The organism is Cryobacterium sp. M23, assembly GCF_002929655.1.
In the GTDB taxonomy this organism is placed as follows: domain Bacteria; phylum Actinomycetota; class Actinomycetes; order Actinomycetales; family Microbacteriaceae; genus Cryobacterium; species Cryobacterium sandaracinum.
Map to the genome: position 1 here is coordinate 1 of NZ_PJJV01000074.1, position 26,015 is coordinate 26,015.

The following is a 26,015-nucleotide window of genomic DNA, read 5'->3' on the forward strand; positions in this document are numbered from 1 at the left end:
CTGACCATCCCACGGTGGCTCTTTACATTGACGAAGCAACGCTCAAGAGCGGGAAACCACACCACTCACGGGGACGTAACCACCCTGTCAGCGGATTCACTCACCACATCCAGGGAGTGCCTTCTCTACACTCGTCATTCGATCGTCCAGGACCGCACCATGACCACCGCCGAGACGAAGCCGCGTCCCCCCCGGGACGGTGCCGGCGACCATTTGCTACTCGAACAGGTAGCCGCCGGTGACGCACTCGCCTTCGGCTCCTTGTATGACGCCTCCGTCACCGAAACCTGTGCAATCTGCATGTACAAGTTTGCAGTGCCGTCGTCGGCCGACACAGCCATGGTCAGAATATGGATCTTCCTATGGAGCCACCCCGCCGCACTCAACGAACTGGCGGGTACAACAAAATCCATCGTGCTGTGTCCACTGCCTGAGCCGTCACCTCGCAGCGCCGCAGAAGCCTCCGTCAGCTGATTACCCGTTAGATCCGCTAGGTCAGCTCGTCCTCATAAGACCAACAAAACGCGCGGCAAAACGATACGCGCAATGTTGGTAGCGGCAACGAATTTACGAGCCACCCCTACCCACGCGCCAGCGTTGACGGGTCGGAGGCACTCCCAGGCACACCAGTACAGTTCTGCCTGCGTGCCCAGTGCGCGATCAAGGCCGTCTAGCGTCATGAAACATAGTCAAATAAGCGTCCTCCGCCCTACTCCTTCTGATTAGGAACGCCAGTTATCGCAGGTTACGGTGCCAGACCAAGTTGTTGGAGCATGCCCTGTTCGTCGCTGCTACCCCAACGCTCGACAAGTTTCCCGTTCTCGAACCGGCTGATTTGCATGCCACGAACAGACATCGTTTTCCCGCTAGCCGGGTGGCCCATGAGAGGGCCCTGGTGGGTGCCGGTGAGAGTGTACGCGAATGCGACGTCGGTGTCGTTTGCGACGAGGCGCTCGACTTCAATGTGCAGGTCGGGGAAAGCGGCAATCATCTCGCCGAAGAACGCTTTGTAGCCTGCGTGTCCCGGGCCCTGGCCAGGGGCCGGGTCGTTGTCGACTGCGTCTTCGGCCACGAGGTCATTGAGAAGGTCGAGTTCTCCGCTGTTCACGGCGTCACCAAACTTCTGCTGTGCAGCAATATTCACTTCTTGACTCATGTGTTCGCTCTCTTCCTAAAAATTACCATGGGTGGGTTTGTATGTGCCACGAGGTGACCATACCGCCGTTGACGTTCAACGTTGAGAGTCGTGAACGAATTTGAGCATGAATCCGATGCCGATGAGGACGGCCTGCGTCGCAATTCCTGGCAGTGTCGTTGTCTCGACGACGGCCGAGAGCACAGCGGTGCGAACCGTCGCCTCGACGCCGTTGAAGGCGAAGTATCGGGCAAATCGGATACATCCGGATGCGGCAGGTCCTCGGAGGTCTCGGAAGTCGAATCGCTCTTGGAGGAGGAAATTGCCGACGATTGTGACGGCTGCAGAGATGATTGCAGCAGCGATGTACCACACGCCGAGAGCCTGCAGTCCTGCCATGATGAGCAGGTTCGTTACCGCGCCAGCTGCGCCGATGGTGACGAAGCCGGAAAGGTGACCGAAGCGGAGTGCGGCAAGTTGCGTGACGAAGCGGACCCCTTGCTGGAAGTCGGCTCTGGATACACCGGCTTGTCGTTCGTCGAAAACGAACGGTTCCTCCACCACGGTGACCGTATTCCGGGCCAGAATCTCGAGCAGTATTTTGAATCCTCGTGGCTGCAACGCTGCTATATCTATGGTGGCGCGGCGTACGGCGAAAAAGCCTGTCATCGGGTCGGTGCAGTTCTGCAGCCTGACGGGGAGCATTGCGCGTGCCAGGAGGTTTGCTGCGGTGGAGACGATATGGCGGGATGCGCCTGCGAGCCCGCCGGATGAACCGTCGTCAAGGTTCCGGGAGGCGACAACCACATCTTCGTGTTCGCTAGCGGCTGCGGCTAGCAGAATCGGAATCATCTCGGGAGGGTGCCGCAGATCGCCGTCCATCACGATGCACCACTTCCCGCCGCTGGCGGCAATGCCCTCGAGGACCGCGCCCGCTAAGCCGCCGGTGGGTGTACTTCGGTGGATGATGCGGACGGGGAGGCGGGCGGTGTTGCCGACGTGAACTATTACCTGCGGTGTGTCGTCCGAAGAGACGAAGATGATTTCCGCGTCGTAATTGGTTGTGGCGTCACTAATCCGTGCGGCGAGCTCGGCGATGCTCGGTGCCACATTGTAGGTGGGTATCACGATCGAAACGGCCATCAGCGGGTCATTCCTTTCCTGTCCGGGGCGAGGCGAGCGTTCTTGTTCGCCGCTGGCGGGAGGCGAGGTAGAGCCGGTGGGCGGTGATGATTATCGCGAGCTACGCCAGTCCGACGTGGTCTTGCCCGCCCCGTTGTGCCCGAGCAACCCGAATACTTCTCCCATCGGCACCTCGAGAGCGAGGTCGGCTAACGCCGCCGGGAACCGAAGGACCGCAACAGGCCCCTGATAGTTATTGCCATCTTTGTCATAAAACTGACGCTATTGACACCACCGTGAGAAGAAAGTGAGAGAGCCAACGCTCACCGAGAGAGCCATCGACGCCCGTGTCAAGGGCGGGCTCCCCAGCGGTCGGCTCGACAAACGCCAAGCAGCACCGGGTGGGACACACTCGAGTCGGTACAACTGGTGGACCCCATCTCGGTTCACAGCAATAACCGCCAAGGCCGACGAGGAAGTGGGTGATAGTCGGTTGGAATGCGATTGGAGTTGGAATACTTTGCTGCGACGAACGCTAAGACGCTCGTGGTTTTCGTCACGGGGGGCGTGAATGATGACTGAATGGTGGCAGTTCGCGCTAGCGCCCTGGGAAGCCTCGCACTCTTCTGGCTCGCGCTCGTGCTTTTCCTCTGGATTGAATCCACGCGTCACCTAAGAGGTGCATCGCTCAAGGACTTGTTGCGGCTCGTGCCCGATACTTCGCATCTCCTTCGGCGGCTCGCGAGCGATCATTCAGTGTCCATGGGCGTGCGAATATGGCTCCACATTCTTCTCTTTCACCTTCTATTTCCCATTGATGTGATCCCTGACTTCATCCCGGTTCTGGGATATGCTAACGGCGCCCTTATTGTCGCGATCGCGCTGCAGTTCGCGACCCAACAAGCAGGTAGCGTCGCGATCAAACGCCACTGGCCTAATGCGCCGGAAGGACTAGCCGCGGTACTGCGACTAGCTGGCCTGCACCAATGGGAGGCATCTGATCATCATGGGGTTTGAGGCGCCGAAGGTACGATGCATCCGCACCGATAGTTGCGCTGGACAGTTTGTTGGACATTACCTATGTCCTCGTCCATGGTCGAACGATGACGACTTGCCAGTGAATATTGGGAGGAAGATCTATCAGTAGTAGCGGGCAAGACGACGGTGGGACCAACGAGAAAAAATTCCTATCGACGGGAGCGCGCGTCCGTGCTGGCTTCCACGGGGGCCGCTCCGTGTCCCTCGACGCTGTGCGCGTGTTCGCAATGCTCGCAATCGTGGCCGGCCACATCTGGGTAGACGGTCCAGCACGACCATTTCTTTACAGTTGGCATGTACCGATCTTTTTTTTGCTCTCCGGTTATCTCTGGAAGGTCGGTCGGTCGTTTAACCGGGAGGTTAGGAACCGGGTCAGGTCCCTCCTCATCCCTTACGCGGTCTGGCTCGTGCTGCTTGGAACGGTCACCTTAGGGACCGAAAGTGTGGAGGGCGGCTTCGATCCGATCAGGCTCGCGCACCTTCTCTGGGGCGGCCAGTTCGCGACCGGTGGGCCCTTTTGGGCGATGTGGTTTGTGACAGCGTTGTTCTTCGCCGCTGTCATCTACTGGCCTGTGTCACGGTTGCCGTTACCCGGGCAGTGGGCCATCGCCGCGATACTTTTCATCGCGGCGGCGTACATCCCGGGACATCCTGCACGATTCCTGCCGTTGAGCCTGGGGCTCGCCCTCGCGTGCATCGTCTTCATCGTTGCCGGGCGTTCGATGCGGCGGGCCCGGGGCATGGTGCGGCACCCGATTGTCACTGGTGTCGTGTTGCTTGCGGTTTCCTTTACCCTCATCGTTCTGGGATGGTCGCAGCCGCTTGATTTGAAGCGGCTCGATGTGGGTACCCCGGTCGTGAGCATAGTGGTGGCCGTCGCACTTTCCTTCGGCTTCATTCTCATTACAGAGGGTTTGCTGGGCGGCGATTCTGTTGGGGAGGATGCCAAACAAGGTGTCAGACGAAAGAGCCGAGTCGACGGCATTGGCCAGCTCTCGCGAGTGGTCACTCAACTTGCCCAGGCGTCATTAACGGTGCTCTTTATCCACCCTGCGGTGATCACAGGCCTCCACTCATTGGGTCTACCGAAACCCGTGGTCTACCTGCTCACGATCGGAATCGCTTGGCCGGTGGGACTGCTGTTGCTGCGCCTCCCCCACAGCCGCGCTATCACCGGCCTCAAGCCAGCACACTGACCAGAGGTGAATGGCGTAAACATGCGAGCTCGGAACGCTGCGCCGCGGACGCCGCAACGACTTTCAATCCGAGTGCCGAACTGAACGTAAAACCTCGAAGCCGAACCGTTCCATATCCTTGGAAGTGGAACGCCTCCTACGGCGGAGTTTAGAATTTCGACACGCCGTGGAAATTCGTTCCAAAAGTTAGGTTCGAAAAGGTGTTTCGTTTCTCTCGTACAAAACCGACTTCCGGTACGGTCGCTGTGGATATTGGCTACGCTCGCGTCTCGACTGCCAAGCAGCCCTCGACCGGCAGCTCGACGCGCTCGGCGCCGTCGGGATCCCCGCCGATCAGGTCTACGTCGACAAGAAATCAGGCTCGACGACAAACCGACCGGGGCTAACGGAGGCTCTCAAAGTCGCTCGATACGGCGATGTAATCGTGGTGCACACCCTGGACCGTCTCGGCCGAACTGTTCGAGACACGCTAAACATGATCCACGACCTGCGCGAACGTGGCGTCGGGGTACGAAACCTAGCCGATCCGATTCGGGTCGACTCCGCCAATCCGGTTGATCCGATGTCGCAGCTAGCCGTAGTCATGCTCGCCTTATTTGGACAGATGGAGCGCATCTATTCGCTCGAACGTGCCGCCCATGCCCGTGCAGTTGCGATGAGCAAGGGCCGGCGCATCGGGCGCCCCAGCGTCGTGGATCCCACAAAATTCGCCTACGCTGATCACCTGCGCAACGCGGGGCACACAATCCCCGACATTGTTTCTAAGACCGGCATCACGAAATCGAGCCTGTACCGCATTCTGCCTCCACGACGGCCTGAGCCTGCTCCAGGTGCAGACGAGTAGAACGCAAGATCGACGAACCTGATGCAAAAGATTTGCCCATGATCCCGAATGAAATAGCCGACGCCTTTAGCAAAATCGGCGTTCCCGTGCTCGTCGCTCTCATCACGACTCTCGTCGTAGAGTACTTTGCTAAGCCCCGATTGGAGGCCAGAAAATCACGGCTCATCCGTGATCGCCAGCAGATCGATGAGGTCATCTTCGCATTTCAGAAGGCAGCGATGCTCGCTCCGGCATTGCTTCCCGACGAATACATAACTCATCACCCAAACACGAGCGCGGTGAAACGTCGCCAAATTGAAAGGCTCGCGCCAGCGGTCGACGCGCTTTTCGACGCGACAGCGCGGGTGCCCTCGTAATTCATAGCCAGACATTCCTGGCAGGTGGGAGCGGCGAGCTTCTTCGTGGCCTACTTTGCTGGCTTAGTTTGGTCAGAGCTGGAGTCTGAACGGCCCAACGGCGATCACCTCCGCGCAGCTGGAAGTGACATCAGCGAGTTCGACGCGTATTTCGCGGCACACGCGAGTTCTGTGGAGTTTGGAGATAAATGACCGCGCCCTGTGAAGCTCGATGTCGCATTACCGGGCTTCGAGTCGTCTTACATCTCATGTGTTTCGACACACTGAGGTTACGAGACACCCCACACATGAATCTGACTGCAATTGGCGAATTGGGCGGTGCCTAGTGTCTCAAGGCTTACCGGACGCAATCTCACCGCTGCCCTCATCACCTTGGTGAGCAGCAACGCTGCCGCGTCATGACCGCATCACCAGCCCTAACGGCGTGTGATTTCCGACCCCCGTTGTTGCTACCGCTCCGTGTCACCCGATGGGTAGGCTCGGCTCATGACCTCTGGAGCGGTAGTCAACGCGTCGTCGCTCGGCAATGCCGTGCGGTTCGTCGACGTGCCCACCTCGCTGCCAATGAAGATCGGGATCTGGGGCCTTGCAATCATCGCGATCGGGTTCATCGCCGTGGTCCTCAGCGACCTGTTGGTTAGCGCAGATGGCCAGTTCGCCGATCGAATGTCGTTCCAACAAACAGGCCGGATCGGGCTGGTGGGGCTTGGAGTGCTTGTCGCCCTGATTTTCTTGGGCACCGCCGTATTCCAGCGCGCCAAGTTGCGAGCGGCAAAGGCGGTTCGACCCGACGCCTTTGTCTTCATGACGCAGCGCACCCCGGCACTCATCGACGCCCTGAAGACGATTGGGACCGACCGACCGCGACTGCGCCAGCACTTCGTGGTCACGCTCGGACCGAAAGGAATCGAGCTTTGGGGCCGCGGACGAACCGATGTCCCTCGAATGGCCCTGCCCTGGAACGACATTGATTACGCCCATCCCGGCCGACACACGGTCGAAATAGGAAATATCAGCGTCGCGGTTCTGGCCCTCCGCATTTTTCAGACTGTCGATGGGCGCCGGCTAGATCTACCGTTTCCGATTTTCGGTCCGCAAGGCCTCAATCGCGCAGGAACTCATGATGCCAACAAGGTGCTCGATGCCTGCTCCCGCTATACGAGCATCGCCTGACCGACCGCAGCGACCTGAATCAGTCGCGGTTCCCGATAACAAATTCGGTAAACGAAAACATCAGCCAGTGCCCCGCTAGATGAGTGAGTCCTAATGGTCGTAGGCGATGAGGGATCGTTTGTTGGGGGTTCCGAGGAGCCAGTTGTGCCAGATTCCGGCGGCGAGGGCGAGTAGTCGGCCGGCGACGCGGGAGTACAGGCCCGGGATAGTGCGTCCGCCATGGTCTTCGAGGGTGAGTTGGCCTTTGAGAGTGTCGAAGACGGACTCGACCCATTGGCGGATTCCGCCGAGTTTCCCAAAGCGTTTCTTCTCGTCCTTACGGTCCGGTCGGATCAGGTGAGCGCCGAGTTCGTCGGTGATGAACCCTTCGAATTCGCGGCCGGCGAACCCTTTGTCACCGATGATGACTTGGCCCTGCTGGATGAGGTGTCGGTCGTGGCGCAGCATCGCCTGGGCAGCTTCGCGTTCGCCGATTTTGGGGTTGGCCAGGCCCCAGACGACGGGCATGCCATCTGGGGTGCAGACCAGATAGAGGCGGAATCCCCAGAAGTAACGGGAGTGGGAAGCGCAGTATCCGTAGCCGGCGTGTCCGGCCAGGTCGGAGCGTTTCACGGTCTCTCGGGACTTGCCGCAGGGCACCGGGGTGGAGTCGATTAGCCGCGTGATCTCGCCCCAGGACGGGGTATCCCTGCCCAGTTCTGTGATCACCGCGGAGAGCAGCCCGGTGGCTTGGCGAACGCGTTTGCCCCACCCGGATTGTTGGGGCAGATTCGGAAACATGGGCCTGAGGTACGTGTTCGCGTAGCGGATCCATTTTCGGTCCGAGGCGATGCCGAGCAGATGTTGGGCGACGACGAGGCAGAGCAGCTCAATGTCGGTCAGGGCCGGCGGGCGCCCGGGTCGCCCCCGTCTGGAAAACCCCAGCGCGGGGATGATCCGATCGTCTAGATGGACGTAAAGTGTGGTCAGGAGGGTGTTCAGATCTGTCTTCACAAGCAGGGTTTAACACCCTCCGCCTTCGATTAACAGCGTCCACGCCGGGCCAGTCCGATCTGACTAGACGTGTACCGCTACCGACAATCGATTAGGACTCACTCATCTAGACGTTCCTTCGTGACACCCAACCTGGCAGGCCGAAATCGTTGAGTCTTCGACCCGAAGCCGCGGCGTTTCTGGTCTGCTGGAGACTAAGCGCTCGGATTGCCGATGCGTACCATCGGCAGGCTCCTAGAACGCGTCGGGTGCGACCGTCTTCGCGCCGACTTGCAGGGCCAGCGCCTCGAGTACGTGCGCGGGGGTCGTGGCGGCCTGGAGGGCGTCGCGGAAGGTGGGCTTTATCAGGGCGCGGGATAGCTGGGCGAGTACCTTCAGGTGCTCGGTTCCGGCCTCCGCCTCCGGGACGGCGATCATGAAGATCAGCGTGGCCTTGGAGCCGTCGGCTGAGTTCCAGTCGATGCCTTGCGTGCTGCGGGCGAAGGCGAGTACCGGGGCGGTTACACCGTCCGACTTTGCGTGGGGGATCGCGATGCCGTCGCCGATGCCCGTCGTGCCGTGCTTCTCGCGGGCGAGGGCGGCCTGGGTCACCAGGGTCTCGTCGGTGACGCGGCCGGTCTTGCTCATCAGGCCGGCGAGGGTGCTGATCATCGCATCCCGGTCGGTCTCGTCGACGTCGAGCACGATCGTGCGTTCGTCGATATAGTCGAGCACCGTCTTCTTCGCCGGGGGCATAGGCGACGATTCGGACTCGGACGCTACCGAGCCGACCGTGCCGGCATCCGCGTCCGATGGGCCCGTGGGCGCGGGGACAGGACCGGAAGCCCCGGCGGCGGTGCCCGTGGCCGCACCCGTCGCTGCAGCGTGGCGGGTCGACTTGCGCGCGGAAATGCCGAGCAGCAGCACCGAAACGAGGGCGGTGACGACGGCGCCGGTGATCAAGGCCGCGAAGTACATCGGCACCCCGGAGACCGCACCGAAGACGGCGACGATTGGGCCACCGTGCGGTACGGAGTTGGTGACCCCGAACAGGGCGGCAATGCCTCCGGCCATGGCGCCACCGATCATGTTCGCCGGGATGACCTGCAGCGGCTTGGCCGCGGCGAGCGGAATCGCGCCCTCGGTGATGCCGAAGAATCCCAAGAACAGTGCGGCGATGCCGGCTTCACGCTCTGGTTTGGAAAAGTAGCGGCCGCGGATCAGGGTGGCCAAGCCCATCCCGAGCGGCGGGACGGCGATCGCGGCGGCGACCATGCCCATCGGGGCTGAGTTCCCCTCCGCGATCAATGCTCCACCAAAGAGGAATGCGGTCTTGTTGATCGGGCCGCCCATGTCGAAGGCGACCATGGCGCCGAGAATCAGGCCAAGCACGATCGCGCTGCCACCCTGCAGGCCGGTGAGGAACGTGGTCATGCTGGAGAAGACCCAGCTGATCGGCTGGCCGAGGGCGAGCACGAAGGCGCCGCCGACGATCACGGTGGTGAGCACGGGGATCACGAGGATCGGCATGATCGGCTTGATAAAGCGGTGCACGGGGATTTTCTTGATGCCGAGGGCGACGAAGCCGACCAGGAAACCGGTGATGATGCCGCCAATAAAGCCGGCGCCTGATTCGGAATTGTAGAAGGCCCCGGTCGTGGCGATCCAGCCACAGATCATGCCCGGTGCGAGCCCGGGCCGGTCGGCGATGGCGTAGGCGATGAAGCCAGAGAGGATCGGCACCATCAGGGTGAAACCGAGTCCGCCGATCTGGTTGAGCGTCAGCCAGAAACTGCCCTCCGGGATGACGAGCCCATTCGGGGTCGCCTCGCCGCCGAAGGAGAGCGAGATGGCGATCAGGAGCCCGCCGACCACAACGAACGGGATCATGTACGACACGCCGTTCATCAGTGCGCGGTACAGGGTGCTTCCGAAGTCGGCCTTGCCGCTGCTCGAGGGCGTGGCGTCCCGGCTGGAACTGTCGCCGACGGTGGACGGCTCGGCGGCGAGGGCGTCCCGGATCAGGGCGGCGGGGCGGTGAATGCCGTCGGCGACCCCGACGGAGACGATCCGCTTGCCCGCGAAGCGCGAGGCATCGATCTTGGTGTCGGCCGCGATCACGATTGCGTCCGAACGGTCGATGTCGTCCTGGCTGAAGGTGCCTTCGACGCCGACCGAGCCGTGCGTCTCGACCTTCATCTCGTAGCCCAACTCAGCCGCTGCGCTCTCGAGCTTCTCGGCCGCCATGTAGGTGTGCGCTATGCCGGTGGGGCAGGCGGTGATCCCGAGAATCAGGAGTCTCGGTGGCACCGTGCTCGCTTCGAAGAGAGGTTGGGACATGGCTAAATAGTCCTTCCGGGGCGAGGCCGACCGGAACTTCCGCGGACACCACAGCCCAAGTTCATAAGTTTAACCAAGTTTATCACTGCCCCGAAAGTGGGTGCGTGCCTTAGCCCTTTGACCTGATGGAGACCCTGAGGGCGAGTGCGTCCGTCGTAATCCGGGCCATCGACACGACGTCGCGCATCCATTGGCCCTGACCCCGCTGGCAGGCTTCACGCCGGGGGCCAGGGTGGAGTAGTCAGGCGATTATCGATCGCGTGCGGGCGTCTCCAACTCGGCCGGTTCCGGCGTTACCCGCAGGCCGCCTGGTGTGTTTGACAGACGCACCAATTCCTCGACCCAAGCACGGTTTAGGAGAGGTTCCTTATTGCCGAAAAAGTCGAATTGAAGCGGAATCGTTGGGTGGATCCAAATGGTGCTGTGACCGTGTCCTGATGCCGCCGAGTATTCCCACGAAAACGTGAAACTTTCCCCTCTGCGTACCTTGGACAAAATGACGATCTTGAGGTGAGCGAGCACCCGGTCGTCGAAGTCGACGGTGATCGACGGAGTCCCGTAGATAAATTTACCCATGAATGCTCCCAAGTCCGTTGTCGATTTCGTTAGCGACAAGGTTAAAGTCCTTGGCCGTCCGACCAGCGTCGCCTGTGGTTTCGACGGTGCCGGTAATACCGATCATCGGCATTTCAGGTAACGGGAAACGCGTCGCCTCATCTTCCTCCGTCATCCCTTCGACGTCGACATCGACGACGTCGAATTGACTGGTTGGGCTGAGAATTAGCGTGTGCACGGATGTCTCGTCGTTCTCGTCGAGCACGGTGACATCCACAGCCACACTATTGTCGCTATCGGCCACTGAGGTGACGTAGTCGAGAAGCGTTGTTGTGATGCTGTTGCTCGTGACAATGGAGCCGCCGATATATGTTATGCGCTTCATGCGGTGATGCTAGCTGATTGTTGTGCCCCGCGCACGCCGATGGTCCACCGGCGCAGGCCAGCGGGAGAAGGCTGGCCTCGCGAAAGGCTGCCCCGACGCCGACGGGCCCTGGCGATCCCCGCGAGTGAAGGTTGGAGCCGTGCGGCGCTCCAGTCCATCCGCAGGGCCGCTACTGACTGACGCGGTGGGCGAGTCACGCCAAGCTGTTTCGACTTTCGAGGATTGCTAGTTGTCATCACTGACAAGCGATGGACAACAAGATCAGGATTATGACATGTAGATCAGGAACCTACAGGGTGTCAGGCGCCCGGCACCATATCGGCGAAGCGGGAGTAGTGGCCGTGGAACGCGACCGTGACGGTGCGCGTGGGGCCGTTACGGTGCTTGGCGACGATCAGGTCCGCCTCGCCGGCGCGCGGATTGTCCTTCTCGTACGCGCTCTCGCGGTGCAGCAGGATGACCATGTCGGCGTCCTGCTCGAGCGAACCGGACTCGCGCAGGTCTGAGATGGCCGGCATCTTGTCCGCGCGCTGTTCGGGACCACGGTTGAGCTGGGAGAGGGCAATAACGGGAACCTGTAGCTCCTTGGCCATCAACTTGAGCGCGCGGGAGAACTCACTGACCTCCTGCTGGCGCGACTCGACTTTCTTGCCCGACGTCATCAGCTGCAGGTAGTCGATGATGACCATCTTGAGGCCGACCCGTTGCTTCAGCCGGCGGCACTTGGCCCGGATCTCAACCAGGGTCATGTTGGGGCTGTCGTCGATGTAGAGCGGGGCGTCGTTGATGCGACCGCGGGTGGCGGCAATGGTGGTCCAGTCGCGCGCGTCGACGGCGCCCTTGCGCATGCTCTGCAAGGGTACGGATGCTTCGGCCGCGAGCAGACGCATCGCGATTTCGCTGCGGCCCATTTCCAGGGAGAAGAAAATGCTGGGCATGTCGTGCTTGATGGAGGCTGCCCGGGCGAAGTCGAGGGCGAGCGTGGACTTACCCAGCGCCGGACGCGCCGCCACGATGATCAGCTGGCCGGGATGGAAGCCGTTGGTGAGCTCGTCCATATCGGCGAAGCCGGTGGGAACACCGGTCATCTGACCGTCTTTGAGCTTGGCAGCCTCGATCTCCTCGATCGCGGCTGTGACCGCGTCGGTCAGCGGCACATAGTCTTCGGTTTCGCTGCCACCCGTGACGGCATAGACCTCGGCCTGGGCGGTATTGACCAGATCCAGCACCTCGCCCTCACCGGAGTAACCCATCTGGGCGATGCGGGTGCCGACCTCGACGAGGCGCCGGAGGAGAGCGCGTTCGGCGACGATCGAAGAGTAGAAACCGGCGTTGGCCGCGGTCGGCACGAGGCTCGTGAGCGTGTGCAGGTAGTCCGCGCCGCCGGCCCGGGACAGCTCGCCGAGCTTGGTGAGCTCGTCGGTGACGGCGATAACGTCGGTCGGCTCGCCCTGCGCGTAGAGCGACAGAATCGCGTCGAAGATGATCTCGTGCTTGGGGATGTAAAAGTCTGCGGCGCGCACGGTCTCGACGACGTCGGCGACGGCATCCTTGCTCAGCATCATGCCGCCGAGCGCGCTCTGCTCGGCCAGGAGATCGTGCGGGAGCGTGCGCTCGGTGTGCCGGGCTTCCAGTCCGCCGCGTGAGTCTGCCCCGCGCTTGTCCGCCAGACCCAAGTGAGAGATCGACACTCGTGCCTCCTTTACTCGTGGTGCAGTTCTATCAGGGCCCACCGACATCGCTGCCGGGCACTGTGCACACCTCGATTGCGGCCGCGTGCCTACCATACGGACCCGGCTCGGCAGAGAACAAACCGCCCTGTGGATAAGCCTGTGGACAATCTGGGCGAAACGCCGCGTGTCTTGTGCACAAGCTGTGGAATCAACTGTGGACAACTTAAGTTTTTCATCGGCTAAATACAGTTTGATCAGGCATTAATTCTATTCACAGTGTCGTCTTGAAAACCTGTCTAAAGTACGTGTTGAATCTTGTCGAGGTGTGAGAAAACCTGTGTACAGCGCCTCATGTTCTGGGACTAAAATCACCCCCGATTGGGTGTGTGGCATCGCTTAAACAGGTGTGGCGGTGGGTTCCTTTCGGAACCCACCGCCACACGGGTGTAAAGCTGTAGAGCTTACTTGGCAGCTACCACCAGCAGTGTGATGGTCGCACTCAGTTCGTCACGAAGACGAACCGTTGCCTGGTGTTCACCCGTCATCTTGATCGGGCTGAGCTCGATTTTGCGCCTGTCGAGGGCACCGAGACCCGCTGCGGCAACTGCATCCGCAACATCCGTGGTCTTGACGGAGCCGAAAAGGCGTCCGCCTTCGCCGGCCTTGACGACCAGCTTGACCTTGGCGTTCTCGAGTGCAGCCTTGAGAGCCTGCGCCTCTTCGAGGGTGGCGTGCTCGCGGGCTACGCGAGCGGCCTTGATCTGCTGAATCTGCTTCTCGCCACCGCGAGTCCAGGAAACAGCAAATCCCTGCGGGTAGAGGTAGTTGCGGGCGTACCCGTTCTTGACCTCGACGATGTCACCGGGTGCACCGAGGCCGGAGACCTCGTGCGTCAGAATGATTTTTGACATGAGGTGTCCTACCTGCCTGAACCGGCGTAGGGCAGCAGCGCCATTTCGCGAGCGTTCTTGACGGCGCGGGCGATAAGACGCTGCTCCTGAACGGAAACACCGGTGATACGACGGGCGCGGATCTTTCCACGCTCGGAGATGAACTTGCGGAGGGTGGGGACATCTTTGTAATCGATGACACCAACCCGGATCGACTTCGCGGGAGCGGCATTCTTGCCACCCTTAGCACCGCGGAGCGGCTTGCGGCGGTCGCCGCTCGACTTTCCAGCCATGATTTCCTTACTTTCTCAAAGAAGTGTTTTTCAGCCAACAGCCTGTAAGGCTCGGCTTAGAAGGGTGTCTCGTCGCTGAAGTTTCCCGGAGTGTTCCAGACATCTCCACCGGTGTTCGCGGCGGGGGCGCTGGCAGCCCAGGGCTCGTCGTTCGAGGCAACGGCAGGTGAGCCACCGCCTCGAGGAGAAGACGATGACTGCGCGCGAGTGAGCTGAGCGGTGGCGTATTTCAGCGAAGGACCGATTTCATCGATCTCGAGCTCCATGCTCGTTCGCTTCTCGCCTTCCTTCGTCTCATACGAACGCTGCTTGAGACGCCCGGAAGCGATGACACGGGTACCCTTGGTCAGTGAACCAGCTACGTGCTCGGCGAATTCACGCCAAACGCTCGCGCGCAGGAAGAGCGACTCGCCATCTTTCCACTCACTGGTCGCGCGATCGAAATTGCGCGGAGTGGATGCGATGGTGAAGTTGGCAACCGCCAGCCCGTTCTGCGTGTACCGCAGCTCCGGATCGCTGGTCAGGTTGCCCACCACGGTAATTACGGTCTCGCCGGCCACGGGCTACTTGTCGCTTGCCTTGTCGGCGGACGCGGCCGGCGCGGGAGCAACAGCTTCTGCCGTGGCAGGAGCGTCGACAACCGGGGCTTCGACCTTGGCCGGAGCAGCCTTGACCGCGGCGGCAGCAGCTGCCGATGCGGGCTTCACGGACGCGGCGACCTTGGCGGTCGGGGCGGCAGCAGCGGCTTCAGCCTTCGCAGCGATTACCTTCGGGTTGGCTGCCTTGCGGGCGGCCTTCTCGGCGGCGAGCTTGCTCGCGACGGCGACCTGGGCAATGCCTTCTTCTGCGCGAAGCACTTTGGTGCGCATGACGGCTTCCGACAGCTTCAGCTGGCGGTCGAGCTCGGCCGTGGCAGAAGCGTTGGCGGTGAAGTCGACAACGGCGTAGATGCCTTCGGACTTCTTGTTGATCTCGTAAGCGAGACGGCGGCGACCCCAAACGTCAACCTTGTCAATGGTTCCACCATCGTTGCGAACAACGTTGAGGAACTTGTCAAGGCTGGGAGCTACGGTGCGCTCATCGATCTCGGGATCGAGGATAACCATCAACTCGTACTGATGCATGACTAACCCACCTCCTTCGGACTAAACGGCTGCAGAATCTCTGCAACAGGAGGGTTGTGCATGTGTTGTAAGCGGAGGCCGGGAATCCGGCACACAGACAACCTGCCAAGGCTACCGGAAACGGCGGCCCTCCGCCACCGCCTCCGCCCGTTCACCCGTTTGGCGCCCTCGTCGCCGCCGAGTCCGTCACCGCTGTCGCGAGAATCGCCAACTGTGCCGACCATCGCCGTTCTATCGGAGATTCTGGGCACGAACGGCGACGGTCGCTTCACCTGTTGGGGTATTTCCCTGGTTCGGGACGCAGTCCGGCGGCGAGCAGGAGCCGTTTCAGGCTCTCCCGGCGCAGCGCTACCGCCCAGATCCAGCGCGCCATTCCGTGCCCCGTCCCGCGAAGCCGGTCTTCGCGAAGCTTTTCTGACCACACGACTTCTTCACTGGTACGCCCGTTCATGAAGGCGTCCCGCGTGTACTTGACTTTGCCGTCAAATTCGCCGAGGAGGCGAAGTGTGCGGTTCTCCTGTTTCTGAACCCACCGGAAGTCCGTGATGTCTTCCTGCCCGTCCTCGTGCACGAAGGACACCTGCAATTCGGGGGGCGGGAATCCGCACAGGTGAATCTGTCCCCGGCTGAGGGACTCGCCCACCGAACCGGATCGACTGTCGCAGAAGACAATGGCGATCCGAGCGGCTCGTGCCCCACGGGTTGGTCCGTCGGAGTCGAGTCGATCAAGCAGGATGTCGCGGTCGATCCCGAGCGCAGCCATGCCGTTCGGCAGGATGAATTTAGGTTTCGTTCCGTAATCGAGCGTGGCGACTGCCGACAGGAATCCTGCCGTTCGTGCAACATCGATCAGCGTACGCAGCAGACCCGTGACCAGCATCCCTTCGATCTCCACGACGTCTTCGTCGGGCAATCGGTCGTGATGCCAGGTGACCCCGTTCTTCGAATGCACGCCGGTTTTACCGGCCGCCATGAGGTGGACCTCGTCGGGCCATGTGCCGACGATGGGCAGTCCCCACAAAACAGCAGCCGATTCATAAGAGTAGACGGGCTGGGACTTTCTGGTGGCCTCCACGGCGCGCATACGCAAGAAGTACCGATCACGATCGCTGATGATGTCCCAGCCGGTCGCGTCAACGGCAACGCCACGTCGTAGGCGAACGGCTTGACCGGACCCGACCAGCCGTTGAACAGGACGCCCATCGCTGCCGAGAAACCGAGCGTCACGACCGAGATACAGTGGCCGCCAGTCATGCGGGGAGTTGGGATTCATAGCGCCATGCTGGTGGTGCGGCCTATTGGCTCCGATCGCAAGGGCGGCTCCTGTGGCCAAGATCGGCGGCGGAGGTCCTGTGGAGGGATAGTCACACATCCGCTCGCGAAGTGCCACCGGGTCTCGACTCTCGCCGTTTGTGCCGAGAGTCATCACCCGCGCGGCGACTCTCGGCACAAACGGCGAGAGTCGGCGAATGGACGGCCCCGAAAGGCGCCGGGAGGGCCTACTGTGCGCGCTCGGCCCACCAGGCGATCAGGCGGCGGGTGGCCTCGTCTTCGCCGATCGGCCCGTCATCCAGCCGCTGCTCGAGCAGGTACCGGTAGGCCTCGCCGACGTCACGGCCCGGACCCACTCCGAGGACGGCCATGATCTGCTCACCGTCGAGATCGGGGCGCACCGCCGCCATCTCTTCCTGTTCGTTCAGCTCCTCGATGCGCTGTTCCAGGTCGTCGTAGGCGAAGCCGAGCCGGTCCGCCTTGCGGCGGTTACGGGTGGTGACGTCCGCACGGGTCAAGATGTGCAGTCGTTCGAGCTGGTCGACGGCGTCCCGCACGTAGCGCCGCACCGCGGAGTCCGTCCAGGCACCCTCGGTGTAGCCGAAAAAACGCAGGTGCAGTTCGATCAGGCGTGCCACGGCGGCGGTCGTGTCGTTGTCGAAACGGAGGGCCCGTAGCCGCTTCTTCGCCAGCTTCGCGCCGACCAGGTCGTGGTGGTGGAAACTGACCACGCCGCCCGGCTCGAGCTTGCGGGTCGCGGGCTTGCCGATGTCGTGCAGCAGCGCCGCCAGGCGCACAATCAGGTCGGGGCCGTCGAAGCTGCCGCGGGACTTCTCGTAGCCGATGGCCTGGTCCAGCACCGTCAGGGTGTGCTGGTAGACATCCTTGTGGTGGTGGTGCTCGTCGACTTCGAGGCGCAGGGCGGGGATCTCCGGCAGCACCCGGCTGCAGAGCCCGGAGTCCACCAGCAGCTCGAGCCCGGCACGCGGGTTGTCCGCACACAGCAGCTTCGAGAGCTCGTCGCCGATGCGTTCGGCCGAGATATTACGGATGCGGTCCGCCATCGCTTCCATCGCTTCCGCGGTGTCGGCGTGGAGGGCGAATCCGAGCTGGGCGGCGAACCGGGCCGCCCGCATCATGCGCAGCGGGTCGTCGCCGAACGAGATCTCCGGGGAAATCGGCGTGCGCAGAACGCCGGCCAGGAGGTCGTCGATGCCGTTCGCGGGGTCGACCAGAGTCAGCCCCGGAAGGCGCAGAGCCAGTGCATTCACCGTGAAATCGCGGCGTAGCAGGTCGTCCTCCAGGCGGTGGCCGAAAACCACCTCGGGCTTGCGCGTCTGGCCGTCGTAGCTGTCCGACCGGTAGGTCGTGATCTCCACCTTTTCGCCGGCGATTTGGGCGCCGATTGTTCCGAAGGCGCGGCCGATATCCCAGTGGGCATCCGAGATTGGCTTCACGAGGTGCAGGATTTGGTCCGGTGTGGCATCCGTCGTGAAATCGAGGTCGTTTAACGGCCGGTCGAGGAAGGCGTCGCGGACCGGTCCGCCGACGAGGGCCAGTTCGTGTCCAGCCGTCTGGAACGCGGTCGCCAATCGGGAAACGGTCGGGGTAGCAGCCAGGTCGCCCAGCCGCTTGAGAGCTGTCGCAACGCTTTGCATGACCCCCATGCTAGTTGCTGGAGCTACGCCGGCTGCCCCGGTGCGGCGTTACCCCCGCGTCGAAGCCGTAGAATCCCCTACATGGTGGCCGAGTCTGTTCTCAAGCGTCGGCCCGCGCTCCCCGGAGCGATGCGCGGCCTCTGGTCACGCACGAAGAGGCCGATCGGCGCCGTTCTGATCGGCCTGCTGGCCGGGGTTCTGCCGGTCGCCTCCGCCGGTCTGCCCGCATCCGCAACCGCGTCTGAAATCACATCTGCATCTGCCCCAGCGGCCCCGACAGCGAAGACCCCCGCCGCCGTAACGGCCAATGCGGTGAACCTGAGCGTGGCGCCCGCGACACTGGCGCCCCTCCAGGCCGGCCAGGACCTCACGGTCACTGTCACCGTCGAGAACGCGACCCTTGACACCATCTCACCGGGCACCATCGACCTCTTCCTCGCGGAACGGGCACTGATCAACCGCAACGCCCTCAACAGCTGGCTGGATCCGGAGAAGAACAGCAAACCCGGCGATCTCATGTTGAGCGAGCCCACGATGGCGTCCATTCAGCCGGACAGCACCGAGATCTTCACCTTGACCGTGGCGGCCGGCTCCGTGGGCCTCACCAGCGGCAACGCATGGGGTGCCCGCGGCATTGCCGCCACCCTGAGTACAGATGACAGGGTGCGGGCAGAGGGCCGAGGCACCTTCGTCTGGTATTCCGACGAAGAGGTCACCCCCGTCAACATGTCGGTGATCATGCCGATCACCGTCCCCGCGCAGTCGACGGGCCTGATTACGTCAAAGGCACTGGAAACGTTTACGGCGCCGACCGGTGTTCTGAGCCGCCAGCTCGACGGCGTCGTCGGCCGCCCGGTCACCATTGCCATCGACCCGCTGATCATTGTTTCCATCCGAATCCTCGGTTCGGCGGCACCGCCCAGCGCAATCGCGTGGCTGAACCGGCTGGACGAGGCTTCGAACGATATATTCCCGCTCAGCTATGCTGATGCCGACCTTGCCCTGCAGGCTCAAGCCGGCGCCGGGCCGCTGCTGACGCCCACCACGTTCGACCAGGCGATCGACCCTGCCTTGTTCGCCGCGACGGACCAGCCCGCGACGCCGAACTCCGACCCTGCCCTCCCGCCTGGCACCGAGACACCGGCGCCGTCAACGGACCAGCCCGCACCCCCCAGCGATGGCACACCACCCACCACGGAAGAGTTGCTTGCTTGGGAATATAGCGCCACTGACATCGGCTGGCCGGCCGAGGGTGACGTTGCGAGTGCAGACCTGGACGTTTTCGCGGCCAGTGGCCTCAACACAACCATTTTGGGCGGATCGAACGCATCCGGGGCCGCCGGCGACTTCACCCCGAATGCATCCCTTGATCTCGGCACCGGCCACGGTTTGGGTCTGGTCGTCGATGATTCGCTGGCCGCCGCCCTGCGCACCGCCGCGGCCGCGACAACGGATGACGCGTGGCGCGAAGCCATGTCCCAGGTCAGCTCGCAGCTGGCGGTCGTCTCGGCCGAGCGCCCCGGAACCGCGCGCACCCTCCTGGCCACTTTCGACCGCGGGTGGCCGCCCAGCGCGGACCGACTCACCGAGACCATCGACGCGCTGGCCGGGTTGCGGTGGTACGCGCCGTCCACCCTGCCGGAGGTGCGGGCATCCGTCCCATCCGAAGAGGTCGAGTTTGACAGCCAGGCCGAGCCGGAGGATCGCGTGGCCCTGGCCGCCGAGCTCTTCGAGGCCGAGAAGACGGTCACCGACTTTTCCTCCGTACTGTCCGACCCGGCGATCGTCACAGGCACGCAGCGCCTGGACCTGATGGCTCTGCTATCCAATTCCTGGGCATCCCAGGAGGCCAGTTGGGCGGATGCCGTCGGCACCAGCCTCGCGAACTCCTCGGCGCTTGTGGGCTCCATCACGGTCGCGACCAAGGGCCCCATCAACGTGGTCGGCAGCCAAGTCGACATTCCGGTGACCCTGGACAACGCCCTGAGCCAGGCCGTGACGGTGATGGTGCAGGTCGTTCCCTCCAACGGGCGCCTCCTGGTCGGCGAGGCGGTGGAGTCCACCATCGAAGCCCAATCCGCCCGCACCGTGACCATCCCGGTGACGGCCGCAGTGGGAAACGGCGCCGTCACCCTGCGCGTGACCCTGCTCACTCCGGCGGGAACGGTCATCTCGCAGCCCGCCCTCATCCCGATCAACGTGCGCGCGGACTGGGAAGGCCTCGGATCCCTCCTGTTCGCCGCGTTCGTGGTGCTGTTCTTCGGGTTCGGTGTGTGGCGCAACATTCTGCGACGCCGACGGGAACGTGCCGAAACTGAGACTGCGGACGCCCCTGAGCCAGAGGCAGAACCGGCCACAGTCCCTGAAGCCGAAGCACCCCCAGAAGAAGATCCCGAATCCGGGGCCGCCGGCGCTGCGCCCGGCCCGCTGACCCCCGCCAGCGCGGCCGATGCCCCGACGGAGCCCCGTGCCTAAGACCGACAGCATCGGCCGGGCGAGCGCGTTCCTCGCCTCCGGAACCATTGTTTCTCGCATCCTCGGCTTCGTGAAGCTGATTGTGCTGGCGGGGGTGATCGGCCAGGTCGGTCAGAGCACCAACGCCTTCGCCGTGGCGAATCAGCTTCCGAACACGGTCTACGTCATCGTGGCCGGTGGGGTGCTGACGGCCGTCCTGGTGCCGCAGATCGTGCGCGCCAGCCTGCACGCCGACGGTGGCACGGCGTACATCAACAAACTCCTCACGCTGGCCCTGGTCATCCTCGCCGCGACCACCATCGCAGCCACCGCGCTTGCTCCGCTGTTGACCCTGCTCTACGGGTCCAACATGAAGCCGGAATCGCTGGCCCTCGCCACGGCGTTCGCCTTCTGGTGCCTGCCACAAATCTTTTTCTACGGCCTGTATACGGTCCTCGGAGAGGTTCTGAACGCCCGCAAGTCCTTCGGCCCGTTCACCTGGGTTCCCGTGCTCAACAACGTCGTGGCCATCGCGGGCCTGCTCACCTTCTCGGCGCTCTACGGAGCCGACCCGAACGGGACCCGGCTGGCCACCGAGTTCACGCCCGCGATGATCGCCGTCCTCGCCGGGAGCGCCACGCTCGGCGTCGTGCTGCAGGCCGTCGTGCTGTTCTATTTCTGGCACCGCATCGGTCTGCGCTTCCGCCCCGACTTCCGCTTCCGCGGCGTCGGACTCGGCGTGGCCGGCCGGATGGCGAGCTGGACCTTCGGGATGCTCCTGCTGACAACCCTGGCCGGCGTCGTCGAAACCCGGGTGGTCACCCTCGCCGGCGACTCCGACGCCTCGGTGGCCGCACTCAACACGGCCTGGCTCATCTTCATGCTCCCGCATTCGGTGATCACCGTCTCAGTCACCACCGCCTACTTCACCCGGATGAGCGAGCACGCCTCGGTGGGCAAGCTGGCCCTGGTCAGAAGGGATGCCTCCTCCGCCATCCGCGGCACCACCCTGATCATCGTGCTCGCCTCCGCCGTCATCGCGGTCTGCGCCTACCCGTTCGCCCGGGTCTTCGTCGCCCCCTACGAACAGGTGCAGAGCATCGGCAACGTCATCGTCGCCTACGTGCTCGGCCTCGTTGCGTTCTGCGTCCTGTTCGTCGTACAACGCACCTTCTACGCGCTCGGCGACACCCGTACGCCGTTCTACTTCACCCTGTTCCAGGTGACGCTGGTCATCATCGGCGTCCTTGCCTGCTCGCTCCTGCCCAGCGCCTGGATCGCCGCGGGCGTCGCACTCACGGTCACCGTGTCCGGCATTGCGCAGGCCCTGCTGGCGGCAGGGCTGCTCCGTGGGCGCCTCGGCGGCATCGACGGGCGGCGCATCCTGCGCAGCCTCGTGGAGTACTTCGTCGCCGCCGTGCCCGCGATCACGGCCGGCGTTCTCCTCCTGCTCGTGCTTGGCGGCACTCAGGAGGCTGGATTCGCCCTGTCCGGGACGCTCCAGGCCGTTCTCACCATGATCGTCATCGGCCTCGCCATGTCAGGCGTCTACTTCGGCCTGCTGCTGCTCATGCGCACCGCTGAGCTGCGCGGCTTCATCGACCCGGTGATCGACCGCATCCGTCGTCGTTGACCGGTCCCCAGCCCGCGTGGAATAGCATCCGATTAGGATGTGTTGTATCCGGAAGCGCGGCAATCGAGATCGCTGCCCCCATAATCTGAAGGAGTCTACGCGTGCGTCAGATCATCATCATCGGCTCCGGACCGGCCGGTTTCACGGCCGCGATCTATGCCGCCCGGGCGAACCTGAAGCCGCTTCTGATCGCCAGTTCGGTCGAGGCCGGCGGCGAACTGATGAACACAACCGAGGTGGAGAACTACCCGGGCTTCCCCGACGGCATCCAGGGACCGGAACTGATGTCCAAGATGCAGGAGCAGGCCGAGCGGTTCGGCACCGAGGTCGTCTATGACGACGTCAGCGAGCTCGAGCTTTCCGGCGACACCAAGACCATCACGCTGGGCAGCGGCGAGAAGCACGAAGCCCTCGCCGTGATTTATGCCACGGGTTCCGCCTACCGCAAGCTGGGCCTGGACGACGAAGAGCGCCTGTCCGGCCGCGGCGTGTCCTGGTGCGCCACCTGCGACGGCTTCTTCTTCAAGGAGAAGACGATCGCCGTGATCGGAGGCGGCGATTCCGCGATGGAAGAGGCCACCTTCCTCACCCGCTTCGCCAGCAAGGTCTACGTCGTGCACCGCAAGGACACCCTGCGGGCCTCCAAAATCATGCAGGAGCGTGCGTTCGCCAACCCCAAGGTTGAATTCCTCTGGAATTCCCAGGTCGTCGGCATCACCGGCACGGATGCCGTCGACGGCTTGGTCCTGCGCAACACCGTCTCGGGTGATGAAACCTTGCTCCCCCTCGGCGGAATCTTCGTGGCCATCGGCAACGACCCGCGCACGCACCTCGTGCACACCAAGCTCGATTTGACCGCGGAGGGCACCATCGCCGTCGCCGGTCGCAGCTCGAAAACCAGCCAGACCGGTGTTTTCGCCGCCGGGGACGTGATCGACCCGACCTATCGCCAGGCGGTGACCGCAGCGGCATCCGGAACCGTCGCCGCACTCGACGCGGAGCACTATCTGGCCTCGCTTCCCGAGAACCTGCTGGCCAGCGCCGGCGAACCCGCACTCGCGTAACCCCTCACCGAAGTCACATAACCCTCAATCAAGGAGTAACCACATGTCTGCACGCGCCGTCACCGACGTCACCTTCGACCAGGAAGTCATCAACAACGAAAAAACCGTTCTGGTGGACTTCTGGGCGGAATGGTGTGGCCCGTGTCGCGCCGTCAGCCCGATCCTCGACCAGATTGCCAGCGAGAACGCTGACAAGCTCGACATCGTCAAGCTGAACGTCGACGACTTCCCGGCGCTGGCCGCCAAGTACCAGATCACCTCCATCCCGGCGATGAAGGTGTTCCAGAAGGGCGAGGTCGTCAAGACCGTCATCGGCGCCAAGCCGAAGGTCGCCCTTGAGAAGGATTTGGCCGCCTACCTGGCCTAACCGTCCCTGCCTCTACCGAGGCCCTGACCCGTCCGGCTCACGCCGGGCGGGTTTTTTGGGATTCGGGCCGGATGGTACCGACCGCATACGATTGAAACCTCACCAGATCGGAAGTGACGTGACAGCGAAGCGCTCCCCCCAGACCGGCAACAACCTCGACCCGTGGTACCACCACTACGCCGAGCGAGCCGCGGGGTTGCGCGCCTCCGAGGTCAGGGCTCTCTTCGCGGTGGCCTCCCGCCCCGAGGTCGTCTCACTGGCCGGCGGCATGCCCTTCGTGGCCGCCCTACCGCCCGACCTGGTTATCAACGCCATGGACCGGGTCATGCGCCAGCAGGGCCCCGTCGCTCTCCAATACGGCTCTGGTCAGGGCGTTCCCGTTCTGAGGGAGCAGATACTCGAGGTGATGGGGCTTGAAGGCATCCGTGCGCACGCCGACGATGTCGTCGTGACAACGGGGTCGCAGCATGCCCTCGAATTGGTCAGTAAACTTTTTCTCGACCCGGGCGACGTGGTGCTCTCGGAGGGCCCCAGCTACGTCACGGCCATGGTCATCTTCAAGTCGTATCAGGCCGAGGTAGAACACGTGCCCATGGACGAGCACGGCCTGATCCCTGAAGCGCTCCGCCAGCACATCCAGCGCCTCAAGGCCGCCGGCAAGACCATCAAGTTCCTGTATACGATCCCGAACTTCCACAACCCGGCCGGAGTGACCCTCAGCTGGGCCCGTCGCCTCGAGATCCTCGAGATCGCCCGGGCGGACGACATCCTGGTGTTGGAAGACAACCCCTACGGACTGCTCTACTTCGACCAGCCGGCACCCGATGCGATGCGCTCGCTCGAAGAGGACGGAGTCGTCTACCTAGGCACGTTTTCCAAGACCCTCGCCCCGGGTTTCCGGGTCGGTTGGGCGCTGGCCCCGCACGCCATCCGGGAGAAGCTGGTGCTTGCCAACGAGGCCGCGGTGCTCTCCCCCAGCTCGTTCAGCCAGCTGGTGATTTCCGAGTACCTGGCGACGTCCGATTGGAAGGGCCAGATCAACACCTTCCGCGGGGTCTACCGCGAGCGCAAGAACGCACTGCTGGACGCCCTGGAAGAGTACCTGCCCGGCCTCACCTGGACCAATCCGAACGGAGGGTTCTACGTCTGGGTCACTCTTCCAGAGGGACTGGACTCCAAGGCCATGCTGCCGCGGGCGGTCAAGGAACTCGTGGCGTACACGCCCGGCACCGCCTTCTTCGCCGACGGCGACGGGCGGCGCAACATGCGCCTCTCGTTCTGCTACCCGACGCCGGATCACATCCGGGTCGGAATCCGTCGCCTCGCATCCGTCCTCCGTGATGAGCTCGACCTGCTCGAGACCTTCGCCGGCACCGGTTCCCTGAACCCGTTGCGCGCAGAAGGCCGCTTCAACTCCCCGCCTCCCGACATTTCGTAGTTCGTCTCCGTCGGTATCCACACCAGCCAAAGCAAGGAAAAAACCCTGACCATGAGCGATTTTTTGCCACTTGACATCGTTATTCTCGCGGGCGGTATCTCGCACGAGCGGGACATCTCACTACGCTCGGGTCGCCGGGTCGCGGATGCACTGACGAGCTTGGGCCACACCGTCACCGTTCTGGACCCGCAGGCCGGCCTGCTCGCCGATCTGACCATCCGGAAACCCGATGTGATCTGGCCGGTCGTGCACGGCGCCACCGGTGAGGACGGTGCACTCCTGGCCCTGCTGGAGACCACCGGGATACCGCACGTGGGCTCGCTAGCTGGACCGGCCCGTCTGGCCTGGTCGAAGCCGATCGCCAAGGAGCTCGTGCGCCGGGCCGGCTACGCCACCCCCGACGCAATCGCCCTGTCCACCGAGACCTTCCGGGATCTCGGTGCCGCCAGCGTCCTCGAGCACCTCCTGACGGCCCTGCCCACGCCGCTCGTGGTGAAACCGGCCGAGGGTGGCTCGGCCCAGGGGGTCAACATCATCGACTCCCCCGCCGGACTGCCGCGTGCCATGGTCGACGCCTACACCTACGCCACGGTCGCCCTCGTGGAGGAGAAGGTCGAGGGTACCGAACTGGCGGTCGCGGTCATCGACATCGGAGACGGCCCCGTTGCACTGCCCGCCGTGGAGATCGTGCCCATTGACGGCGTCTACAGCTTCGAGGCCCGCTACAACGCGGGTGAGACGCTGTTCTACACACCGGCCCGGATCCGCGCGGAGATTGCGGAACTGGTGGCACAAACCGCGGTCGCCATCCACGAACTGCTCGGCCTGCGCCACATCTCCCGCATCGACCTGATCGTGGACTCGGATGGCGTTCCCTGGTTCCTGGAAGCGAACGTGCTTCCGGGTCTGACCGAGACGTCCCTGGTGCCCCAGTGCATCGAGGCTTCCGGTCAGTCTCTCGGCGCCGTCTACGACGCCCTCGCCCGAGCCGCCATCGCCGGCTCGTAGTCCGCGCCGTGGGCCGTGTTTCACG

General features: G+C 63.2%; 25 protein-coding genes and 1 pseudogene. 12 read left to right on the forward strand and 14 right to left on the reverse strand.

Going from position 1 to position 26,015, the window contains the following annotated elements:
* On the forward strand, positions 1-474 hold a 474-nt coding region (locus tag CXY82_RS10485; RefSeq protein ID WP_233199293.1), incomplete at its 5' end, for a hypothetical protein.
* A gap of 271 nt (positions 475-745) precedes the next feature.
* Here the strand turns inward: CXY82_RS10485 and CXY82_RS10490 are convergent.
* The 3 genes from CXY82_RS10490 to CXY82_RS18595 form a co-directional block, all read right to left on the reverse strand.
* Positions 746-1,156 carry an ester cyclase gene (locus CXY82_RS10490; RefSeq protein WP_104170894.1) on the reverse strand — a complete coding sequence of 137 codons (411 nt, stop codon included), beginning with the start codon at positions 1,154-1,156 and terminating at the stop codon, positions 746-748.
* Positions 1,157-1,231: 75 nt separating this feature from the next.
* A complete protein-coding gene (locus CXY82_RS10495) occupies positions 1,232-2,278 on the reverse strand; it encodes a glycosyltransferase (RefSeq protein ID WP_104170895.1) in 1,047 nt (348 codons plus the stop codon).
* A 90-nt stretch (positions 2,279-2,368) separates the two neighbouring features.
* On the reverse strand, positions 2,369-2,443 hold the full coding sequence (locus tag CXY82_RS18595) for a hypothetical protein (protein WP_338145491.1): 75 nt from the start codon (positions 2,441-2,443) through the stop codon (positions 2,369-2,371).
* Between the two features lie 396 nt (positions 2,444-2,839).
* Here CXY82_RS18595 and CXY82_RS10505 point away from each other — a divergent pair, with 396 nt between their 5' ends.
* The 5 genes from CXY82_RS10505 (at position 2,840) to CXY82_RS10525 (ending at position 6,864) form a co-directional block, all read left to right on the forward strand.
* Positions 2,840-3,274 (forward strand): YkvA family protein, encoded by a 435-nt coding sequence (locus CXY82_RS10505; protein ID WP_174843624.1) that lies wholly within the window; start codon positions 2,840-2,842, stop codon positions 3,272-3,274.
* A 233-nt stretch (positions 3,275-3,507) separates the two neighbouring features.
* Entirely contained in the window at positions 3,508-4,491 is a 984-nt protein-coding gene (locus tag CXY82_RS10510; protein WP_255408584.1) for an acyltransferase family protein, read from the forward strand.
* Positions 4,492-4,813: 322 nt separating this feature from the next.
* Positions 4,814-5,335, forward strand: a complete 522-nt coding sequence (locus CXY82_RS10515) for a recombinase family protein (RefSeq protein ID WP_233199299.1) — start codon at positions 4,814-4,816, stop codon at positions 5,333-5,335.
* Positions 5,336-5,373: 38 nt separating this feature from the next.
* Positions 5,374-5,691 carry a hypothetical protein gene (locus CXY82_RS10520; RefSeq protein WP_104170897.1) on the forward strand — a complete coding sequence of 106 codons (318 nt, stop codon included), beginning with the start codon at positions 5,374-5,376 and terminating at the stop codon, positions 5,689-5,691.
* Positions 5,692-6,177: 486 nt separating this feature from the next.
* On the forward strand, positions 6,178-6,864 hold the full coding sequence (locus tag CXY82_RS10525) for a hypothetical protein (protein ID WP_104170898.1): 687 nt from the start codon (positions 6,178-6,180) through the stop codon (positions 6,862-6,864).
* Between the two features lie 90 nt (positions 6,865-6,954).
* Here the strand turns inward: CXY82_RS10525 and CXY82_RS10530 are convergent, their stop codons facing one another.
* From CXY82_RS10530 to CXY82_RS10580, 11 genes and pseudogenes are all read right to left on the reverse strand, one after another.
* Positions 6,955-7,857 carry an IS982 family transposase gene (locus tag CXY82_RS10530; RefSeq protein ID WP_104170899.1) on the reverse strand — a complete coding sequence of 301 codons (903 nt, stop codon included), beginning with the start codon at positions 7,855-7,857 and terminating at the stop codon, positions 6,955-6,957.
* Between the two features lie 234 nt (positions 7,858-8,091).
* Positions 8,092-10,176: a fructose-specific PTS transporter subunit EIIC gene (locus CXY82_RS10535; RefSeq protein WP_104170900.1), complete on the reverse strand. Its 2,085-nt coding sequence runs from the start codon at positions 10,174-10,176 to the stop codon at positions 8,092-8,094.
* A 249-nt stretch (positions 10,177-10,425) separates the two neighbouring features.
* Positions 10,426-10,752 carry an ATP-dependent DNA ligase gene (locus CXY82_RS10540; RefSeq protein WP_104170901.1) on the reverse strand — a complete coding sequence of 109 codons (327 nt, stop codon included), beginning with the start codon at positions 10,750-10,752 and terminating at the stop codon, positions 10,426-10,428.
* Positions 10,745-11,116 (reverse strand): hypothetical protein, encoded by a 372-nt coding sequence (locus CXY82_RS10545; protein WP_104170902.1) that lies wholly within the window; start codon positions 11,114-11,116, stop codon positions 10,745-10,747. The genes CXY82_RS10540 and CXY82_RS10545 overlap by 8 nt, the downstream gene beginning before the upstream one ends.
* Positions 11,117-11,415: 299 nt before the next feature.
* Positions 11,416-12,807, reverse strand: a complete 1,392-nt coding sequence (gene dnaB, locus CXY82_RS10550) for a replicative DNA helicase (RefSeq protein ID WP_104100664.1) — start codon at positions 12,805-12,807, stop codon at positions 11,416-11,418.
* A 443-nt stretch (positions 12,808-13,250) separates the two neighbouring features.
* The gene (gene rplI, locus CXY82_RS10555) at positions 13,251-13,700 is read right to left on the reverse strand and encodes a 50S ribosomal protein L9 (RefSeq protein ID WP_104100663.1); all 450 of its coding nucleotides are present in this window, start codon (positions 13,698-13,700) and stop codon (positions 13,251-13,253) included.
* Positions 13,701-13,708: 8 nt separating this feature from the next.
* Positions 13,709-13,972 (reverse strand): 30S ribosomal protein S18, encoded by a 264-nt coding sequence (rpsR, locus tag CXY82_RS10560; RefSeq protein ID WP_035835236.1) that lies wholly within the window; start codon positions 13,970-13,972, stop codon positions 13,709-13,711.
* A gap of 56 nt (positions 13,973-14,028) precedes the next feature.
* Positions 14,029-14,532 carry a single-stranded DNA-binding protein gene (locus tag CXY82_RS10565; RefSeq protein ID WP_104100662.1) on the reverse strand — a complete coding sequence of 168 codons (504 nt, stop codon included), beginning with the start codon at positions 14,530-14,532 and terminating at the stop codon, positions 14,029-14,031.
* 195 nt (positions 14,533-14,727) lie between these two features.
* A pseudogene (gene rpsF, locus CXY82_RS10570) lies at positions 14,728-15,096 on the reverse strand (30S ribosomal protein S6); the annotation flags it as partial.
* A 268-nt stretch (positions 15,097-15,364) separates the two neighbouring features.
* Positions 15,365-16,369, reverse strand: a complete 1,005-nt coding sequence (locus tag CXY82_RS10575) for a hypothetical protein (protein ID WP_134542452.1) — start codon at positions 16,367-16,369, stop codon at positions 15,365-15,367.
* 226 nt (positions 16,370-16,595) lie between these two features.
* On the reverse strand, positions 16,596-18,026 hold the full coding sequence (locus CXY82_RS10580; RefSeq protein WP_104170966.1) for a CCA tRNA nucleotidyltransferase: 1,431 nt from the start codon (positions 18,024-18,026) through the stop codon (positions 16,596-16,598).
* 81 nt (positions 18,027-18,107) lie between these two features.
* Here CXY82_RS10580 and CXY82_RS10585 point away from each other — a divergent pair, with 81 nt between their 5' ends.
* The 6 genes from CXY82_RS10585 to CXY82_RS10610 all read left to right on the forward strand — a co-directional run bounded on the left by CXY82_RS10585 (position 18,108) and on the right by CXY82_RS10610 (position 25,990).
* The gene (locus CXY82_RS10585) at positions 18,108-20,501 is read left to right on the forward strand and encodes a DUF6049 family protein (RefSeq protein WP_104170905.1); all 2,394 of its coding nucleotides are present in this window, start codon (positions 18,108-18,110) and stop codon (positions 20,499-20,501) included.
* Positions 20,494-22,113, forward strand: a complete 1,620-nt coding sequence (gene murJ, locus CXY82_RS10590; protein ID WP_370287845.1) for a murein biosynthesis integral membrane protein MurJ — start codon at positions 20,494-20,496, stop codon at positions 22,111-22,113. Before CXY82_RS10585 ends, murJ begins: the two co-directional genes overlap by 8 nt.
* A gap of 101 nt (positions 22,114-22,214) precedes the next feature.
* A complete protein-coding gene (gene trxB / locus CXY82_RS10595) occupies positions 22,215-23,177 on the forward strand; it encodes a thioredoxin-disulfide reductase (protein ID WP_104170907.1) in 963 nt (320 codons plus the stop codon).
* Positions 23,178-23,220: 43 nt separating this feature from the next.
* Positions 23,221-23,544 (forward strand): thioredoxin, encoded by a 324-nt coding sequence (gene trxA, locus CXY82_RS10600; RefSeq protein WP_104100656.1) that lies wholly within the window; start codon positions 23,221-23,223, stop codon positions 23,542-23,544.
* A 118-nt stretch (positions 23,545-23,662) separates the two neighbouring features.
* Positions 23,663-24,982 carry a PLP-dependent aminotransferase family protein gene (locus CXY82_RS10605; protein ID WP_104170908.1) on the forward strand — a complete coding sequence of 440 codons (1,320 nt, stop codon included), beginning with the start codon at positions 23,663-23,665 and terminating at the stop codon, positions 24,980-24,982.
* A 51-nt stretch (positions 24,983-25,033) separates the two neighbouring features.
* Positions 25,034-25,990, forward strand: a complete 957-nt coding sequence (locus CXY82_RS10610; RefSeq protein WP_104170909.1) for an ATP-grasp domain-containing protein — start codon at positions 25,034-25,036, stop codon at positions 25,988-25,990.
* Positions 25,991-26,015 lie beyond the last annotated feature (25 nt).

Coding starts and splice junctions, on each gene's coding strand:
- rpsR (WP_035835236.1), bottom strand. CDS start 13,972: ATGGCTGGAAAGTCGAGCGGCGACCGCCGCAAGCCGCTCCGCGGTGCT.
- trxA (WP_104100656.1), top strand. CDS start 23,221: ATGTCTGCACGCGCCGTCACCGACGTCACCTTCGACCAGGAAGTCATC.
- rplI (WP_104100663.1), bottom strand. CDS start 13,700: ATGTCAAAAATCATTCTGACGCACGAGGTCTCCGGCCTCGGTGCACCC.
- CXY82_RS10575 (WP_134542452.1), bottom strand. CDS start 16,369: ATGAATCCCAACTCCCCGCATGACTGGCGGCCACTGTATCTCGGTCGT.
- CXY82_RS10540 (WP_104170901.1), bottom strand. CDS start 10,752: ATGGGTAAATTTATCTACGGGACTCCGTCGATCACCGTCGACTTCGAC.
- CXY82_RS10580 (WP_104170966.1), bottom strand. CDS start 18,026: ATGCAAAGCGTTGCGACAGCTCTCAAGCGGCTGGGCGACCTGGCTGCT.
- CXY82_RS10520 (WP_104170897.1), top strand. CDS start 5,374: ATGATCCCGAATGAAATAGCCGACGCCTTTAGCAAAATCGGCGTTCCC.
- CXY82_RS10545 (WP_104170902.1), bottom strand. CDS start 11,116: ATGAAGCGCATAACATATATCGGCGGCTCCATTGTCACGAGCAACAGC.
- CXY82_RS10490 (WP_104170894.1), bottom strand. CDS start 1,156: ATGAGTCAAGAAGTGAATATTGCTGCACAGCAGAAGTTTGGTGACGCC.
- CXY82_RS10505 (WP_174843624.1), top strand. CDS start 2,840: ATGGTGGCAGTTCGCGCTAGCGCCCTGGGAAGCCTCGCACTCTTCTGG.
- CXY82_RS10610 (WP_104170909.1), top strand. CDS start 25,034: ATGAGCGATTTTTTGCCACTTGACATCGTTATTCTCGCGGGCGGTATC.
- CXY82_RS10585 (WP_104170905.1), top strand. CDS start 18,108: ATGGTGGCCGAGTCTGTTCTCAAGCGTCGGCCCGCGCTCCCCGGAGCG.
- CXY82_RS10525 (WP_104170898.1), top strand. CDS start 6,178: ATGACCTCTGGAGCGGTAGTCAACGCGTCGTCGCTCGGCAATGCCGTG.
- CXY82_RS10535 (WP_104170900.1), bottom strand. CDS start 10,176: ATGTCCCAACCTCTCTTCGAAGCGAGCACGGTGCCACCGAGACTCCTG.
- CXY82_RS10495 (WP_104170895.1), bottom strand. CDS start 2,278: ATGGCCGTTTCGATCGTGATACCCACCTACAATGTGGCACCGAGCATC.